This is a genomic window from Microbacterium sp. bgisy207, from assembly GCF_057706855.1.
The window spans coordinates 214,670-228,576 of sequence record NZ_JBYIPB010000003.1 but is presented as its reverse complement, the minus strand read 5'-3'; the positions used below and the strand labels follow the sequence as shown (position 1 = coordinate 228,576).

Genomic DNA, 13,907 nt, shown 5'->3' with positions numbered 1-13,907 from the left:
GCGGGGGAGCCAGCGTGGGCGAGACGACGCGACAGGAACCGACGAAGATGGTCGTGGCCACCGGGATGACCTGGACGACCATGGCCATCCTGATCGCCACCGCGGTGGCGAGCGTGCGCGGTCTGCCGGCCATGGCTGTCTACGGATGGGCGTCGATCTTTCTCTACGTGCTGCCGGCGATCGTGTTCATGATCCCCGTTGCGTTGGTGGCCGCCGAACTTGCGAGCGGATGGAAGGGCGGCGTCTTCGTCTGGGTCAAGGAGGCCTTCGGAGACAGGATGGGCTTCAGCGCCGTCTGGCAGCAGTGGATCCAGAACGTCGTGTGGTACCCCGCGCAACTGGCTTTCTTCGCGACCGCGCTGGCCTACGTCTTCAACCCCGCTCTGGCCAACAACGGACTGTTCACCGGACTGGTGATTCTCGTCGTGTATTGGGCGTCGACGTTCATCGCGTTCCGGGGGGTCAAGGCCTTCGCGTCCGTCAGCACGGTCGGATTCCTCGCCGGAACCGTCGTGCCCTCGCTTGCCCTGGTCGTGTTCGCCGTGCTGTTCCTGTCGGGAGGTGGCGCCTCCAGCCTGGCGCCGGTAGCCGAGGCGCAGTGGTTTCCGACGTGGACCGGATTCGCGAGCATCGTGCTGATCGTCAGCAACTTCCTGGCTTACGCCGGAATGGAGATGAACGCGGTGCACGTCAACGAGATGGACAAGCCGCGCCGCAATTTCCCGCGTGCGATCGTGCTGGCCTCGATCATCATCCTCGTGGTGTTCATCCTCCCCACCTTGGCGATCTCGGTGGGAGTGCCGGCGGACAAGATCAATCTCACGCAGGGCGTGCTACAGGCCTTCGACGTCTTCTTCCAGCAACTCGGGGTTCCGTGGCTGACCCTCGTGATGTCCCTGCTGATCGTCTTCGGCATCCTCGCCTCTGTCGTCACCTGGATCCCCGGACCGAGCAAGGGGCTGCTTCTGGTGGGACGGCAGGGCTACCTGCCGCCCGCGCTGCAGGGAACCAACCGCTACGGGATGCAGGCGCCGATCATGCTGGTCCAGGGCGTGATCGTCACGATCCTGGCGATCGTGTTCGCCGTCGTCCCGTCTGTGCAGAGCGTCTTCTGGATCTTCTCCGCGATGGCCGTGCAGCTCTACCTGATCATGTACATGGTGATGTTCCTCGCGGCGATGAGGCTGCGCCGCACTCACGCCGACGTGCCGCGCGGATTCCGGGTTCCCTGGCTTCCCGTCGTCGGGTGGGTCGGATTCGCGGCCAGCGCCGCCGCGTTCCTCATCGGGTTCGTCGAGCCCTCGAGCAGTTCGGTCGGGCCCATCGGATACGTCGCCTTCCTGGTCGGCGGCATCGTGGTCCTGGGGATCTGGCCGTTCGTGCTCTACGCGATGCGCAAGCCCTCGTGGAAGGTGCATCCCGAGGTCTCGCACGTCCACGATCCCGAGGACGAGTGAGCGTGCGGACCCATCGCGCGTTCTGACCGATGCGAACCGCCACCGGTCACTGACAGACTCGACATAACGACCCGAGGGGACTGAGACATGCTGCACAGCCGCGACACCATTCGAGAAGAGCTGTTCGACGAGGTGTTCGCCTCGGGCGAGCTGGCGACGTCGTTGCCGAAGTACCGGATGCCCGACTCCGAGCAGCTGGCACGGCACGCGTATCAGGTCGTCTCGGACGAGCTCATGCTCGACGGGAACTCGCGCCAGAACCTCGCGACCTTCTGCCAGACCTGGCTCGAGCCCGAGGTCCGTCAACTCATGGTCGAGACCCTCGACAAGAACATGATCGACAAGGACGAGTACCCGCAGACGGCGGCGATCGAGGCCCGGTGCGTGCATATCCTGGCCGACCTGTGGAACTCACCGGAGGCAGCCGACACCCTGGGCACCTCGACGACAGGTTCCAGCGAGGCGGCGATGCTCGGCGGGATGGCGCTCCTGTGGAAGTGGCGCGAGCGTCGCCGCGCGGCAGGGCTGCCCACCGACCGGCCCAACCTGATCTGCGGTCCGGTTCAGGTGTGCTGGCATAAGTTCGCGCGGTACTGGGACGTCGAACTGCGTGAGATCCCCATGGCGGGGGAGCGGCTCATCATGACCGCCGACGAGGTGATCGCCCGCGTCGACGAGAACACGATCGGGGTCGTGCCCACCCTCGGGGTCACCTTCACGGGACAGTTCGAGCCGGTCCAAGCGGTGAGCGCCGCGCTCGACGACCTGCAGGAGCGCACCGGCCTCGACATCCCGATTCACGTCGACGGAGCCAGTGGTGGATTCCTCGCTCCGTTCACTGCTCCCGACATCGTGTGGGACTTCCGGCTACCCCGGGTGAAGTCGATCAACGCGTCGGGTCACAAGTTCGGCCTCGCACCGCTCGGCGTGGGCTGGATCGTCTGGCGCGATGCCGGCGATCTTCCGAAGGACCTCATCTTCGAGGTCAACTATCTCGGCGGCAACATGCCGACGTTCGCCCTGAACTTCTCACGCCCCGGTGGCCAGATCATCGCGCAGTACTACAACTTCGTCCGTCTGGGCCGAGAAGGCTACCGCCGCGTGCAGCAGTCCTGCTACGACACGGCGATGTACCTCGCCGACGAAATCGCGAAGCTCGGGCACTTCGAGATCATCAATGACGGCAGCCCCGAGAAGGGTATCCCGGCCGTCTCGTGGAAACTCGCAGAGGGCGACCACGCGTTCACGCTCTTCGATCTGGCCGACCGCCTGCGCACCCGCGGATGGCAGGTTCCCGCCTACACGATGCCCGCGCACCGTGAGGACATGGCCGTCCAGCGCATTCTCGTCCGCGCGGGTTTCAGCCGCGACGAGGCGTCGCTGCTGATGGATGACTACCGCGACGCGATCGCGCACTTCGACAAACACCCGGTTTCCGTGCCCATGACCGAGGAAGAGGCAGGCAGCTTCCATCACTGAGGAACAGGGTAGGGCGGCTCCGACCGGTCCTCGCACGCGGGTCGAGCGCGGTCTGGCCTCGATCTGGGGCACGCGTCGGCAACGCCGCCTTCGACGAGAATCGACCGGGTTCCTCATCGGCTCCGCGCTGTTTGCCGTCGGAGCGCTGCCGGCATACGCGGGCGCGGTCGGCCCAGTGTGGGGTGCTGCGACATTCGTCGCGGGTTCGGCCTTTTTCATGGTGGGAAGCGTGACCGAGCTCGCGTTGAGCGGACGACGACCACCGACGACCCGTGGCCACGCTGCGGACGCTGCGGACTGGTGGGCGGCGGTCATCCGGTTGGTCGGCACGATCCTGTTCACCCTCAGCACCGTCGCCGCACTGATCACCGCGACAACCGCGTCGGGTTCGGATCTGGCGGGCTGGAGTCCCGACGTGTGGGGGTCGCTCGCTTTTCTCCTGTCGTCGGTACTCGCGCTGTTCGCCGCGGCGCGTCGGCACCAGCTGTGGGACCCGCTGGCGCGCACCTGGCACGGAACCACGTTCACGTTCATCGGCTCCGTCGCGTTCGTGTTCTCGGCCGTGCGTACCTCCGTCATACCTCCGTCGAATGACGCGCTTCAGCCCGCGTGGAACGGCGCGGGGACATTCGCCGGCGCGGTGTTCCTCTTCATCGCAGCGCTGCTCGCGCGCCGCTTCGTCGGCGCAGCCCCGGACTGACCCCGCACCTCCCGCGGGTCAGGACCTGGGAGTGAGCGCGTCTTCGATGACCCGGATGATGGCCGGATCGTCGGGCTTGGTCGTGGGTCGGAAGCGGTGGACGACCCCGTCCGGCGTCAGCACGAACTTCTCGAAGTTCCACAGCACCGGACCGCGCTTGCCCTCGGCATCCGGCGCCCGCTTCAGCGCTTTGTAGAGCGGCGCTGCGTGCGAGCCGTTGACCTTGACCTTTTCGGCGATCGGGAACGACACGCCCCAGGTCGTTGCGCAGTAGTCGAGGATCTCTTCCATCGTCCCCGGCTCCTGGCCCATGAACTGGTTGCAGGGGAACCCGATGACGGTGAACCCGCGATCACCGTACGTCTTCTGCAACTGCTCGAGCTGTTCATACTGTGGAGTGAGTCCGCACTTGGAGGCGACGTTGACGACCATGACGACCCCGTCGCCGTAATCGGACAGCGTTGCGGTACCGCCGTCTGCGGTGGTGAAAGGAATATCGCGGAGAGACTCCTGTTGCACGTCGGTCATACTCCTCAGGCTAGCGGCGCGCCTGACCACCGGAGCGGTTCAGTGCCGTTGAGGTCTGGGACAATGGGAGGATGCCATCCGCCCTCCACACCACGTCCGCTGCGCCGCTGCGCATCGGACCGATCACGGTAGATGCCCCCGTGGTGTTGGCGCCCATGGCGGGAATCACCAACACGGCGTTTCGCCGCCTGTGTCGCGAGTACGGTGCCGGGCTGTACGTGAGCGAGATGATCACCTCTCGCGCTCTCGTGGAGCGAAACGAGACGACCATGCGGCTCATCACGCATCACGAGTCAGAGACACCGAGGTCCATTCAGTTGTACGGAGTGGATCCGGGCACCGTCGAGGCCGCGGTGCGGGTTCTCGTCGAGGAAGACCGCGCCGACCACATCGACATGAACTTCGGATGCCCCGTGCCCAAGGTCACCCGGAAAGGCGGCGGGGCGGCGCTCCCCTGGAAGCTCGGGCTCTTCCGCGAGATCGTGACCAGAGCGGTCGCCGCCGCGGGCCCCATTCCGGTCACCGTCAAGATGCGCAAAGGCATCGATGACGACCATCTGACCTACCTCGATGCGGGACGAATCGCCGAGGATGCGGGGGTCGCCGCTGTCGCGCTCCACGCCCGCACGGCCGCTCAGTTCTATTCCGGCGAGGCTGATTGGGAGGCGATCGCGCGGCTCAAGCAGCACGTGACATCGGTCCCTGTGCTCGGGAACGGGGATATCTGGGCTGCCGACGATGCCGTCCGGATGATGGCCGAAACCGGCTGCGACGGCGTCGTGGTCGGCCGCGGGTGTCTCGGGCGACCCTGGCTGTTCGGAGAGTTGGCGCGCGCCTTCGACGTCGAGGCATCTCCACCCGTCGACGCGACGCTCGGTTTCGTCGCCCGCGCCTTCCGCCGCCATGCTGAACTCCTGGTCGAATTCTTCGAGGACGAGGGACGCGGATGCCGTGACATCCGCAAGCACGTCGCCTGGTATTTCAAGGGCTACCCGGTAGGGGGCGACCTTCGGGCGCGGCTGGCGACGGTGTCAACGATTCACGAGATCGATGGCCTTCTCGAGGAGCTGGATCTCGATGCGCCGTACCCGGGCCGTGCCGCGGAAGGACAGCGTGGGCGCGCGGGCAGCCCGAAACGGCCGGCGCTTCCCGACAGATGGCTTGAGTCCACGGAGCTCGACGGCGTCGAGTCCGACGCCCTCGCGGACGCCGAGTTGGACCACAGCGGTGGCTGACCGCGAGCGGCCGGTGCACCCGGGCTATACGGATGCGGATGCCGAGCGCTTCTACGCAGAACGGCATCGGTCGCAGCGGGACGGTTTCGCGCGCGACCGTGCGCGGGTGCTGCATTCGGCGGCGCTGCGCCGGCTCGCGGCGAAGACTCAGGTCCTGAGCCCGGCGAGCCCCGCCGACTTCGCGCGAAACCGCTTGACCCATTCGCTGGAGGTAGCCCAGGTAGGCCGCGAACTCGCCTCGGCACTGCAGCTCGCCCCCGATGTCGTCGATACCGCGTGTCTGAGCCACGACCTCGGCCACCCTCCGTTCGGTCACAACGGAGAGCGTGCGCTCAACGACTGGGCTGAGGACATCGGCGGGTTCGAGGGCAACGCGCAGACCCTGCGCATCCTGTCTCGCCTGGAACCCAAGGTCATCGATGCGACCGGTCGGAGCCACGGCCTGAACCTCACACGGGCGAGCCTCGATGCGACGTGCAAGTATCCGTGGACCTCGGAGCATCCGCTTCCGGATCCGGGGGGGCGACTCAAGTACGGCGTGTACGAGGAGGACGAGGCGGTTTTCGCGTGGATGCGCGAGGGTGCTCCCGGGCGCGTCCGCTGCATCGAGGCGGAGGTCATGGACCTCTCCGACGACATCGCGTACTCGGTGCACGACTTCGAGGACGCGATCGTCAACGGCTATCTGGATCCCGCTCGACTGGCTGATTCCGCGGAGCACTCCGCTCTCATTCACGCCATCCAGACATGGGTGGGGTACGACTTCGCTCGGGACGAACTCGAGGATGCCCTGTTCCGGTTGATGCGGATGCCCGAGTGGGTGACGACATTCTCGGGCACCCGTTCCGACCTTGCGAGACTCAAGAACCTCACGAGCGACCTCATCGGGCGCTTCGCGCGTGCCGCGGTGACAGCCACTCGCGACGCCGCCGGCGGCCCCGAACTCACGCGCTTCCACGCTCACGTGGTCGTTCCGCGGGTCATCGAAGCCGAGATGGGGGTGCTCAAGGGCATCATTGGTGCTGTGGTGGTGAGCATCGACGGGCGAAAGGCGCTCTACAAGGAGCAGCGACGCCTGCTGAAGCGTTTGGCGACCGCACTGTGGGAGAACCCTCACGAGCTCGATGCCGTCCACCGCGAGGACTTCGACCGGGCCCTCAGTGATCGCGAGCGGCGGCGAACCGTTGTCGATCAGGTCGCCAGCCTCACCGATCAGCACGCCATATCGTGGCACGGACGGCTGGTGGGCGAGGTGGATGCCGCCTCTCTCGGCATCTGGACACCGGGCGCGTCGACCCGGACTCGGTAGGGACCGTATGGCAGGACGGATTGCTCAGGCCGACATCGACGAGGTGAAGGCGAGAACCAACATCGCCGACGTGATCGGTGAACGCGTCGCCTTGAAGTCCGCGGGCGTCGGATCTCTCAAGGGACTGTGCCCCTTCCACGATGAGCGCAGCCCGAGCTTCCATGTCCGGCCGCAGGTCGGCTTCTATCACTGTTTCGGTTGTGGTGAGTCGGGAGACGTGTACTCGTTCCTGCGCAAGATGGATCACCTGAGCTTCACCGAGGCGGTGGAACGTCTTGCGGGAAGAATCGGGTACACCCTCCACTATGAAGAGGGCGGAACTGCTCCCGAGAACTCCGGACGGAGCCGCTTGTACGCGGCAAATGCTGCGGCAGCCGAGTACTTCCGTGCGCAGTTGTCCACCCCGGAAGCGGACATCGGGCGTCGATTCCTCGGTGAACGCGGATTCGATGCCGCCGCCGCCGCGCACTTCGGAGTGGGCTTCGCGCCGAAGGGGTGGTCGAACCTCTCGGATGCCCTGACGGCCCAGGGCTTCACTATCGCGGAGTTGTCGGCGGCCGGTCTGCTCTCCCAGGGGCAGCGCGGCACCTATGACCGGTTCCGAGGCCGCCTCATCTGGCCGATCCGTGATATCACGAGCCAAGTCGTCGGGTTCGGTGCCCGGCGCCTCCTGGAGGACGATCAGGGGCCCAAGTACCTGAACACTCCCGAGACCCCGATCTATCGCAAGTCGCAGGTGCTGTACGGTCTGGATCTCGCCAAGCGCGACATCTCGCGGGAGCACCGCGTCGTCGTCGTCGAGGGCTACACGGACGTGATGGCGTGTCACCTGGCCGGGATCACGACGGCGATCGCCACCTGCGGGACGGCGTTCGGTAGTGAGCACATCACTGTGCTCAGGCGTGTGATGGGTGACGACTCGAGCGGTGGCGAGGTTGTGTTCACGTTCGATCCGGATGCCGCCGGGCAGAAGGCGGCCCTTCGCGCGTTCGCCGACGAGAAGCGCTTCTCGGCGCAGACGTACGTTGCGGTCGCTCCTGACGGGCTGGATCCGTGCGACCTGCGGCTTGCTCGTGGGGATGATGCGGTCCGTGCCCTCATGTCGGCGAAATCGCCGATGTTCGAGTTCGTCATCGACCAGCGTCTCGGGCAGTACGATCTCGCGACCGTCGAAGGGCGTGCTGCCGCGCTTCGTGCGGCGGCACCGGTCGTGGCAGACATCCGGGACCCGTCCCTGCGCCCCGGATACACGCGGGTGCTCGCCCGGCGGATCGGCCTGGACATCGAGGAAGTGAGCGCCGCCGTCTCACGGGCCTCGAGATCCCGCGATGCGGGAGGTTCGAGCCCGCGTCGCGGTCGAGACGAGGCGCCAGGTTCGCCTCAGCGGCCCCCGGGGGAGAGTGCGCCCGCGGTCGCGACGCCGGTGCTTGTTCCGACGATTGCGTCTCTGCCGCGCACCCGAGACGTCGTCATCGAACGCGATGCGCTGATGGCTGCGCTCCAGTTCGGGCACCGCCTAGACGACGCAACCGTGCGTCGAGCCCTGGGCGCGCCCTTTCGGCATCCGGCGCTCGACGCCGTCCGTGCCGCCGTGGTCGATGCGCCGGACTACACCCGCGCCGGGTGGGCGGTGGCAGCCGTGGACACGATTCGGGAGCCCTACCGCGCACTGGGATCGGAACTGCTCATGGCGGCATTCCCTGCGCTGGGGGAGACGGATGCTGCAGCCTCGGCATCCGATCTCATGCGCAGGCTCATCGTGAGAGGCATCGATTCCGAGAAGGCGGACCTCGTTCGGGCAGTGCAGCGGGTGCCACCGGAATCCGACGAGGGACGCCGGATACGGCTCCACCTGCGTGAACTCGATATCGAACGTCAACGCTGGACGGGCGAGATCGAACGCTGATTCGTGCGGTCCAGACTGGATCCCAGCGGCGGCGCAAGGCAGGATGAGGGTATGTCTCCTCGCCGCCGAGCCACAGAAGCGGCGATCGTGTGCTCAGACCTGTCCATCAGTCACACCGGTCGCGGCGAAACCGACAAGCTCATCGATGGCATCACCTTCACCGTCGCGCGCGGGTCCGTCTTGGCGCTCATGGGGCCGACCGGCGCCGGAAAGTCCAGCTTGCTGTCCGTGCTCGCCGGTCGTGCCCACGATGGTGTCTCGGTGACCGGGGGAGACGCTCTCGTGGATGGGATCTCCGTCCGACGCCCGGGGCGGGCTATCCGCGAGTTGACCTACTACGCCGGCTACCTGCCACAAGCGGCGGGCGCGCACCTGCCCTCCCGGCTTACGGTGTCGGAGGTGATCGCCGAGCCGATCACCTCGAGGGAGCGACGGGTCAACCAGAAGGCGCTTGCCATCCGAGTCGCAGGTCTGCTCGACGAGTTGATGCTGCCGCTGGGCCTTGCCGGTAAATTCCCCTACGAACTGTCCGCGGGAATGCGACAGCGCGTCGCGCTCGCTCGTGCCCTCGTCGTCGATCCGCGGATCCTCGTCGCCGACGAGCCGTTCGCGAATCTCGACGTCGAGGTTCGCAAAGCGGCGCGCGAAGCGATCACCCGTCGCCGTGATGACACCGGTATGGCTGCCGTGATCTCCACGCACGATCCCGAGGCGGTCAAGGAACTCGACGCGAACGTCCTCGTGTTGCGAGGTGGGCACGTCGTCGCGTTCGGGCATGGCACGAACGATCTCATCTGGACGCCGAGCGCTGAGGCAGACCGGCGTTTCGTCGTGTCCTGAGCGTGTCGCGCCCGCGACCTCCCTATGCCACCCTGCGTCGTTGAGAGCCCGTCGGCTTTGCTAAGATAGTGGGGTTGCCCGCTGCGGCAGCCATATTCCTCGGTAGCTCAATTGGCAGAGCAATCGGCTGTTAACCGATAGGTTCTTGGTTCGAGTCCAAGCCGGGGAGCCACTCAACTTCACCCGCCCTTCGGTCAGGCGTCGAGGTCGTCGACTCCCGGCATCCACGAGTTACCCGGCGTGCCCCAGCCCTGCTTGCGGGCGATCTTCTGCGCGGTCCGCCAATCGCGATCATCGAGGCGATCGAGGTACAGCACGCCGTTCAGGTGGTCGAACTCGTGCTGCAGGATACGGGCGCGCCACCCGTCGACCTCAATGCCGACGGGCTGGCCGTCGAGATCGATCCCGGTCACCCGGGCGCGCTCAGAGCGACGCAGCGGGAACCGTTCACCCGGGAACGACAGGCAGCCCTCCGACTCCTCATCGGGATCGGGCTCACCCGGCTCCAGGGGAGCGATCCAGAGTTCAGGGTTGATGACCACGCCTCGCCACGGAGCGCCGTCGTCATCGCTGTAGCTGTAGGTGAAGATCCGCAATCCGACGCCGACCTGGGGTGCGGCCAGCCCCACGCCAGGTGCGGCATCCATCGTCTCGAACATGTCGTCGATCAGCCGGCGGATGTCGTCGGTGATCTCGTCCACCGTAGCGGCGGGGGCGTGGAGGACGGGATCGCCCATGATGCGGATCGGGAGAACAGCCATGCGACAAGCCTATTGAGACACACGGCGTCTGGCCGCCGCCGGGATAGGGTCAAGAGGTGCTCCTCCTGACCGTGTCGGCAAACGTGACCGACCAGATCACCGAGGCGTTCCGTGACCCCGCGATCCTCGCAGGGATCCCGCTCGCGCTGCTCGGCGCGGTCTTCATGTCCTTCGGTGCGCAGTACCAGTACCGGGGTGTCCAGAAGGTTGAGAAAGTCACGGGGCGCTCCGGAGGCAACGGCCTGGATCGCAACCATCTGGTGAATCTGCTGCGTCGTCCTTCCTGGCTTGCGGGCACGGTGATGCTCGGGTTGGCGATCGTATGTCAGCTCGCTGCGCTCTCGGTCGCTCCGCTGATCCTCGTGCAGCCGCTGGGCGCGATCTCCCTCGTGATCACGACGCTCCTGAATGCGCGCATCAGCGGGCACCGTCCGACTCGACAATCGATTCGCTCGATCGTTGCGGCGGTGGGAGGCATCTTCATATTCGTGACGATCGCGGCGTTCTTTGCCACCGAGCGTCCGGTGACGCAGGCGCAGCTGCTGGTCATTCTCGGCCTGCTCGCCGTCACGATCGTCGTCTTCGCCGTCCTGTGGGTCGTGCTGCGCAAGCATGGCCTGGCGCTCTTCTACATCGTCGCGTCCGGAGTGCTCTACGGATTCGTCGCGACCCTGGCCAAAGTCGTGCTCAGTCGCATCCGCGATCAGAACTTCGACTGGCTCACGCTGCTGTGTGTCGTCGCGCTGATCGCCGCCGTCGCCGTCGGCGCGTACTTCGTGCAGACCGCTTACAGTCTGGGACCGCCGGACTTGGTCATCGCGGGACTGACCGTCATCGACCCGATCGTGGCCGTCGTGATCGGACTCGTCGTGTTGCAAGAGGCCGAGACGGCGCCGCTGTGGGCGTTCATCGGATTCGGTGTGGCCGGTGCCCTCGCGATCTATGGGGTCATCAGCCTCGCGCGCAACCATCCGCAGGTCATCAGCGACAGTCTCGAGTTGCCCTTCACGCGCGGAAGCTCAAGCGACGACACACCTTCGGACGGGCCGGCGACCACGCGCTGAGCCCACTCCCGGTACGCTGATTCTCCAGGGGGCGGTGGCCAAGCTGGTCAAGGCAGCGGGCTCATAACCCGACGATCGTGGGTTCAAGTCCCACCCGCCCTACGAGGAAGACCCCGCCCTCGGGTGGGGTTTTCCTCGTTGTGGGGGTGTCGTCGCGAACGCGCCTGGTGGGTGGGCCCCGTTCGCCGGAGGCTCCGGGTCCCGCGGAGCGGGGCGCGGAGGGGCGAAAGGGACAAGTCCCACCCGCCCTACGAGGAAGACCCCGCCGGCTTCGCGGCACGCCGCGGTGCGGCGGCAGGAGCAGGCTCGGAGGCAGCAGCATCCGTCATGCCCGCCCCGAACGCGCGCCCAACTGCCTGTCCCTGGATGATGGAGGCCAGGTCGATCCCCGTCGCCGCCTGCACGCTGTCGAAAACCGACTTCATGGCGGTTGCGCTGTCGGCGCCGAGGACGTGAGACGCGCCGGCGTCGCCGGACCCGCCGCCGACGATCGAGACGTTGCCGATCGCCGAGTACCCCTTCGCGAACTCGGCCATGATCGAGGGCAGCACATCCAGGACGCGCTGCGACAGAATCGCCTCCTGGTTCGAGGCGATGGCCTCGGCCTCGGCCTCGATCGACTCGGCACGGGCCTGACCCTCAGCGCGGATGGCATCGGCCTCGGCTTCTGCCCGGAGGCGACGTGCCGTCGCCTCCGCATCCGCGAGCGCGCGTAGCGCGCTGGCCTCACCTGCTGCGCGCGCTTCGGCAGCAGCCGCCTCACCGGCAGCGCGGGCGCGATCCGCCTCGGCCTGCTGTTCGGCGATGCGGGTGCGAGCCTCCGCTTCTTTGACCTTCTCGATCGCGGCAGCTTCAGCTGCGCGCTCACGCGTGTAGAGGTCGGCCTGCGCTCGCGTCTCGGCTTCGTAGCGTTGGGCGTCGGCGACACGCTTGACGTCGGCATCCAGCTGGGCCTGCCGGTTCTCGGCCTGCTGCTGCAGCACGGCCTGTTCGGCCTGTGCGCGAGCGAGCTGCTCGGCTTGCTCCGCCTCAGCCCGAGCTCGGCCGACCCCCGCGTCCGCGTTGGCGGTGTTGGTGTCGAGGGCCGTCTGCTCGATCAGGTTCGCTTCCTGGTTGGCGATGATCTTCTGGTTGATCGCGCGGTCGGCGTTCGTCTGCGCGATCTCCGCGGCCTGACGCTTCGCCTGGATCTCTGGCGCGCCGAGGGACTGGATGTAGCCCATCGCGTCGGTGATCCCCTTGATCTGGAAGGAATCGAGGATGAGTCCCTGCTCAGCGAGCTCGTGCGAGACATCGACAGCGATCTGGTCGGAGAACTTCTTGCGCTCCCGCATGAGTTCCACGACCGACAAGGTCGCGACGATGCCACGAAGGGCGCCCTCGAGCTGCTCCGTGGTGAACTGCTCGATGGCCTTGTCCTGAGAGGCGAAGCGCTCGGCAGCTCGGCGTACGAACAACGGATCCGAGCCGATCTTGACGATCGCGACGCCGTCCACGTTGAGCGTGACGTTATCCAGCGACTGCGCCTCCGCGTTCAGCGAGACCTGGCGAGAACGCAGCGAGATGATCTCGTGACGCTGGGTAATCGGATTGACCAGTGACTTTCCGTTGACAATGACCGTCACCGGCGATTCCGACATCTCCGACCGGCTCGTGCCGTCGGCATCCATCACGGTGTACTGCACTCGCTGTTTCCGTCCCGAGATCACGAGCGCCTCGTCAGCGCGCGCGACCTTGATCCAGGCCTTAGCCAGCAGCAAGCCGATCAGCGCGATGATGATGGCTGCGACGACGGCGATGCCGACAATGATCAGAATGCCGACGAGTCCGGCTGCCTCCATGGACTTCTCCTTCGTTGTGACGGATGCGCGCAGCGACAAGACCGCGCATCGAGAGTCGCGTGTGTGGCCCCCCGGGATCAGCCTGTCAGACAGAGACGCCCCCGGGAAAGCCCCCGGCGGCGGGCGTTGATCCCGCGTGCAGCGCGAATGACAGGCTTGTCATTCGCGGCCGTGCGGGCGATAATGGGCGCGACAACAGAACAGCCACAGATCTCCTGAGGTCGTTGGGGAAGACGCACCTCAGAACGGAGATCGATATGGCTACATCAATGACGCGCGGTGTGGTGATGATTCACTCCGCGCCACGGGCGTTGTGCCCGCACCTCGAGTGGGCGGTGGGACGCGCGCTCGGGCGGGCGGTGAGTTTCGACTGGGTTGACCAGCCCGTGCTGCCTGGGGCGCGTCGAGCCGAGTACTTCTGGTCAGGCCCCGCCGGAACCGGCGCGGCGATCACCTCCGCCATGCACGGCTGGGAGCACCTGCGCTTCGAAGTGACCGAAGATCCCTCTGCGGCATCCGACGGTGCGCGCTGGATGCACACGCCTGATCTCGGCATCCATCATGCGCAGACGGATGCCGCGGGCAACGTCGTCGTGGGGGAGGACCGCATCCGGTACGCGATGGATCTCGGCGTGCGCGACATCCGAGAGATGCAGCGTGAGCTTCAGGTCGCTCTGGGCTCGGCGTGGGACGACGAGCTCGAGCCGTTCCGTCACGCCAGCGATGACGCGACCGTGGTCTGGTTGCACAAGGTGGGCTGACACACTCCGCGTGCTGGTTGCGCGCG

General features: G+C 66.5%; 12 protein-coding genes and 2 tRNA genes. 11 read left to right on the top strand and 3 right to left on the bottom strand.

Features of this window, described 5'->3' with window-relative positions; genetic code table 11:
• Nucleotides 1-14: 14 nt before the first annotated feature.
• The 3 genes from gadC to AC3ENO_RS04210 all read left to right on the top strand — a co-directional run bounded on the left by gadC (nucleotide 15) and on the right by AC3ENO_RS04210 (nucleotide 3,636).
• The gene (gene gadC / locus AC3ENO_RS04220; protein ID WP_434969356.1) at nucleotides 15-1,457 is read left to right on the top strand and encodes a glutamate/gamma-aminobutyrate antiporter GadC; all 1,443 of its coding nucleotides are present in this window, start codon (nucleotides 15-17) and stop codon (nucleotides 1,455-1,457) included.
• Nucleotides 1,458-1,544: 87 nt separating this feature from the next.
• Entirely contained in the window at nucleotides 1,545-2,936 is a 1,392-nt protein-coding gene (gene gad, locus AC3ENO_RS04215; RefSeq protein WP_434969355.1) for a glutamate decarboxylase, read from the top strand.
• A gap of 229 nt (nucleotides 2,937-3,165) precedes the next feature.
• Entirely contained in the window at nucleotides 3,166-3,636 is a 471-nt protein-coding gene (locus tag AC3ENO_RS04210) for a hypothetical protein (protein WP_434969354.1), read from the top strand.
• A gap of 18 nt (nucleotides 3,637-3,654) precedes the next feature.
• Here AC3ENO_RS04210 and AC3ENO_RS04205 read toward each other — a convergent pair whose 3' ends face one another.
• A complete protein-coding gene (locus AC3ENO_RS04205) occupies nucleotides 3,655-4,164 on the bottom strand; it encodes a glutathione peroxidase (protein ID WP_434969353.1) in 510 nt (169 codons plus the stop codon).
• Nucleotides 4,165-4,235: 71 nt separating this feature from the next.
• On the opposite strand from AC3ENO_RS04205, the gene dusB reads away from it, so the two are divergent.
• From dusB to AC3ENO_RS04180, 5 genes are all read left to right on the top strand, one after another.
• On the top strand, nucleotides 4,236-5,399 hold the full coding sequence (gene dusB / locus AC3ENO_RS04200) for a tRNA dihydrouridine synthase DusB (protein ID WP_434969352.1): 1,164 nt from the start codon (nucleotides 4,236-4,238) through the stop codon (nucleotides 5,397-5,399).
• On the top strand, nucleotides 5,392-6,708 hold the full coding sequence (locus AC3ENO_RS04195) for a deoxyguanosinetriphosphate triphosphohydrolase (RefSeq protein WP_434969351.1): 1,317 nt from the start codon (nucleotides 5,392-5,394) through the stop codon (nucleotides 6,706-6,708). The genes dusB and AC3ENO_RS04195 overlap by 8 nt, the downstream gene beginning before the upstream one ends.
• A gap of 7 nt (nucleotides 6,709-6,715) precedes the next feature.
• A complete protein-coding gene (gene dnaG, locus AC3ENO_RS04190; RefSeq protein ID WP_434969350.1) occupies nucleotides 6,716-8,614 on the top strand; it encodes a DNA primase in 1,899 nt (632 codons plus the stop codon).
• Nucleotides 8,615-8,665: 51 nt separating this feature from the next.
• Nucleotides 8,666-9,454: an ATP-binding cassette domain-containing protein gene (locus AC3ENO_RS04185; RefSeq protein ID WP_434969348.1), complete on the top strand. Its 789-nt coding sequence runs from the start codon at nucleotides 8,666-8,668 to the stop codon at nucleotides 9,452-9,454.
• A 96-nt stretch (nucleotides 9,455-9,550) separates the two neighbouring features.
• Nucleotides 9,551-9,626: transfer RNA gene (locus AC3ENO_RS04180), tRNA-Asn, on the top strand.
• A gap of 22 nt (nucleotides 9,627-9,648) precedes the next feature.
• On the opposite strand, the gene def is transcribed toward AC3ENO_RS04180, so the two are convergent.
• Entirely contained in the window at nucleotides 9,649-10,215 is a 567-nt protein-coding gene (gene def / locus AC3ENO_RS04175; RefSeq protein ID WP_434969346.1) for a peptide deformylase, read from the bottom strand.
• Between the two features lie 56 nt (nucleotides 10,216-10,271).
• Here def and AC3ENO_RS04170 point away from each other — a divergent pair, with 56 nt between their 5' ends.
• Together AC3ENO_RS04170 and AC3ENO_RS04165 are read left to right on the top strand one after the other, a co-directional pair.
• Nucleotides 10,272-11,279, top strand: coding sequence for a DMT family transporter (locus AC3ENO_RS04170; protein WP_434969345.1), 1,008 nt, complete (start codon nucleotides 10,272-10,274; stop codon nucleotides 11,277-11,279).
• A 28-nt stretch (nucleotides 11,280-11,307) separates the two neighbouring features.
• Nucleotides 11,308-11,381, top strand: a tRNA-Ile gene (locus AC3ENO_RS04165).
• Between the two features lie 146 nt (nucleotides 11,382-11,527).
• Here the strand turns inward: AC3ENO_RS04165 and AC3ENO_RS04160 are convergent.
• A complete protein-coding gene (locus AC3ENO_RS04160; RefSeq protein WP_434969344.1) occupies nucleotides 11,528-13,120 on the bottom strand; it encodes a flotillin domain-containing protein in 1,593 nt (530 codons plus the stop codon).
• 257 nt (nucleotides 13,121-13,377) lie between these two features.
• On the opposite strand from AC3ENO_RS04160, the gene AC3ENO_RS04155 reads away from it, so the two are divergent.
• Nucleotides 13,378-13,881, top strand: coding sequence for a DUF3145 domain-containing protein (locus AC3ENO_RS04155; protein WP_434969343.1), 504 nt, complete (start codon nucleotides 13,378-13,380; stop codon nucleotides 13,879-13,881).
• The last annotated feature ends 26 nt before the right edge of the window (nucleotides 13,882-13,907 follow it).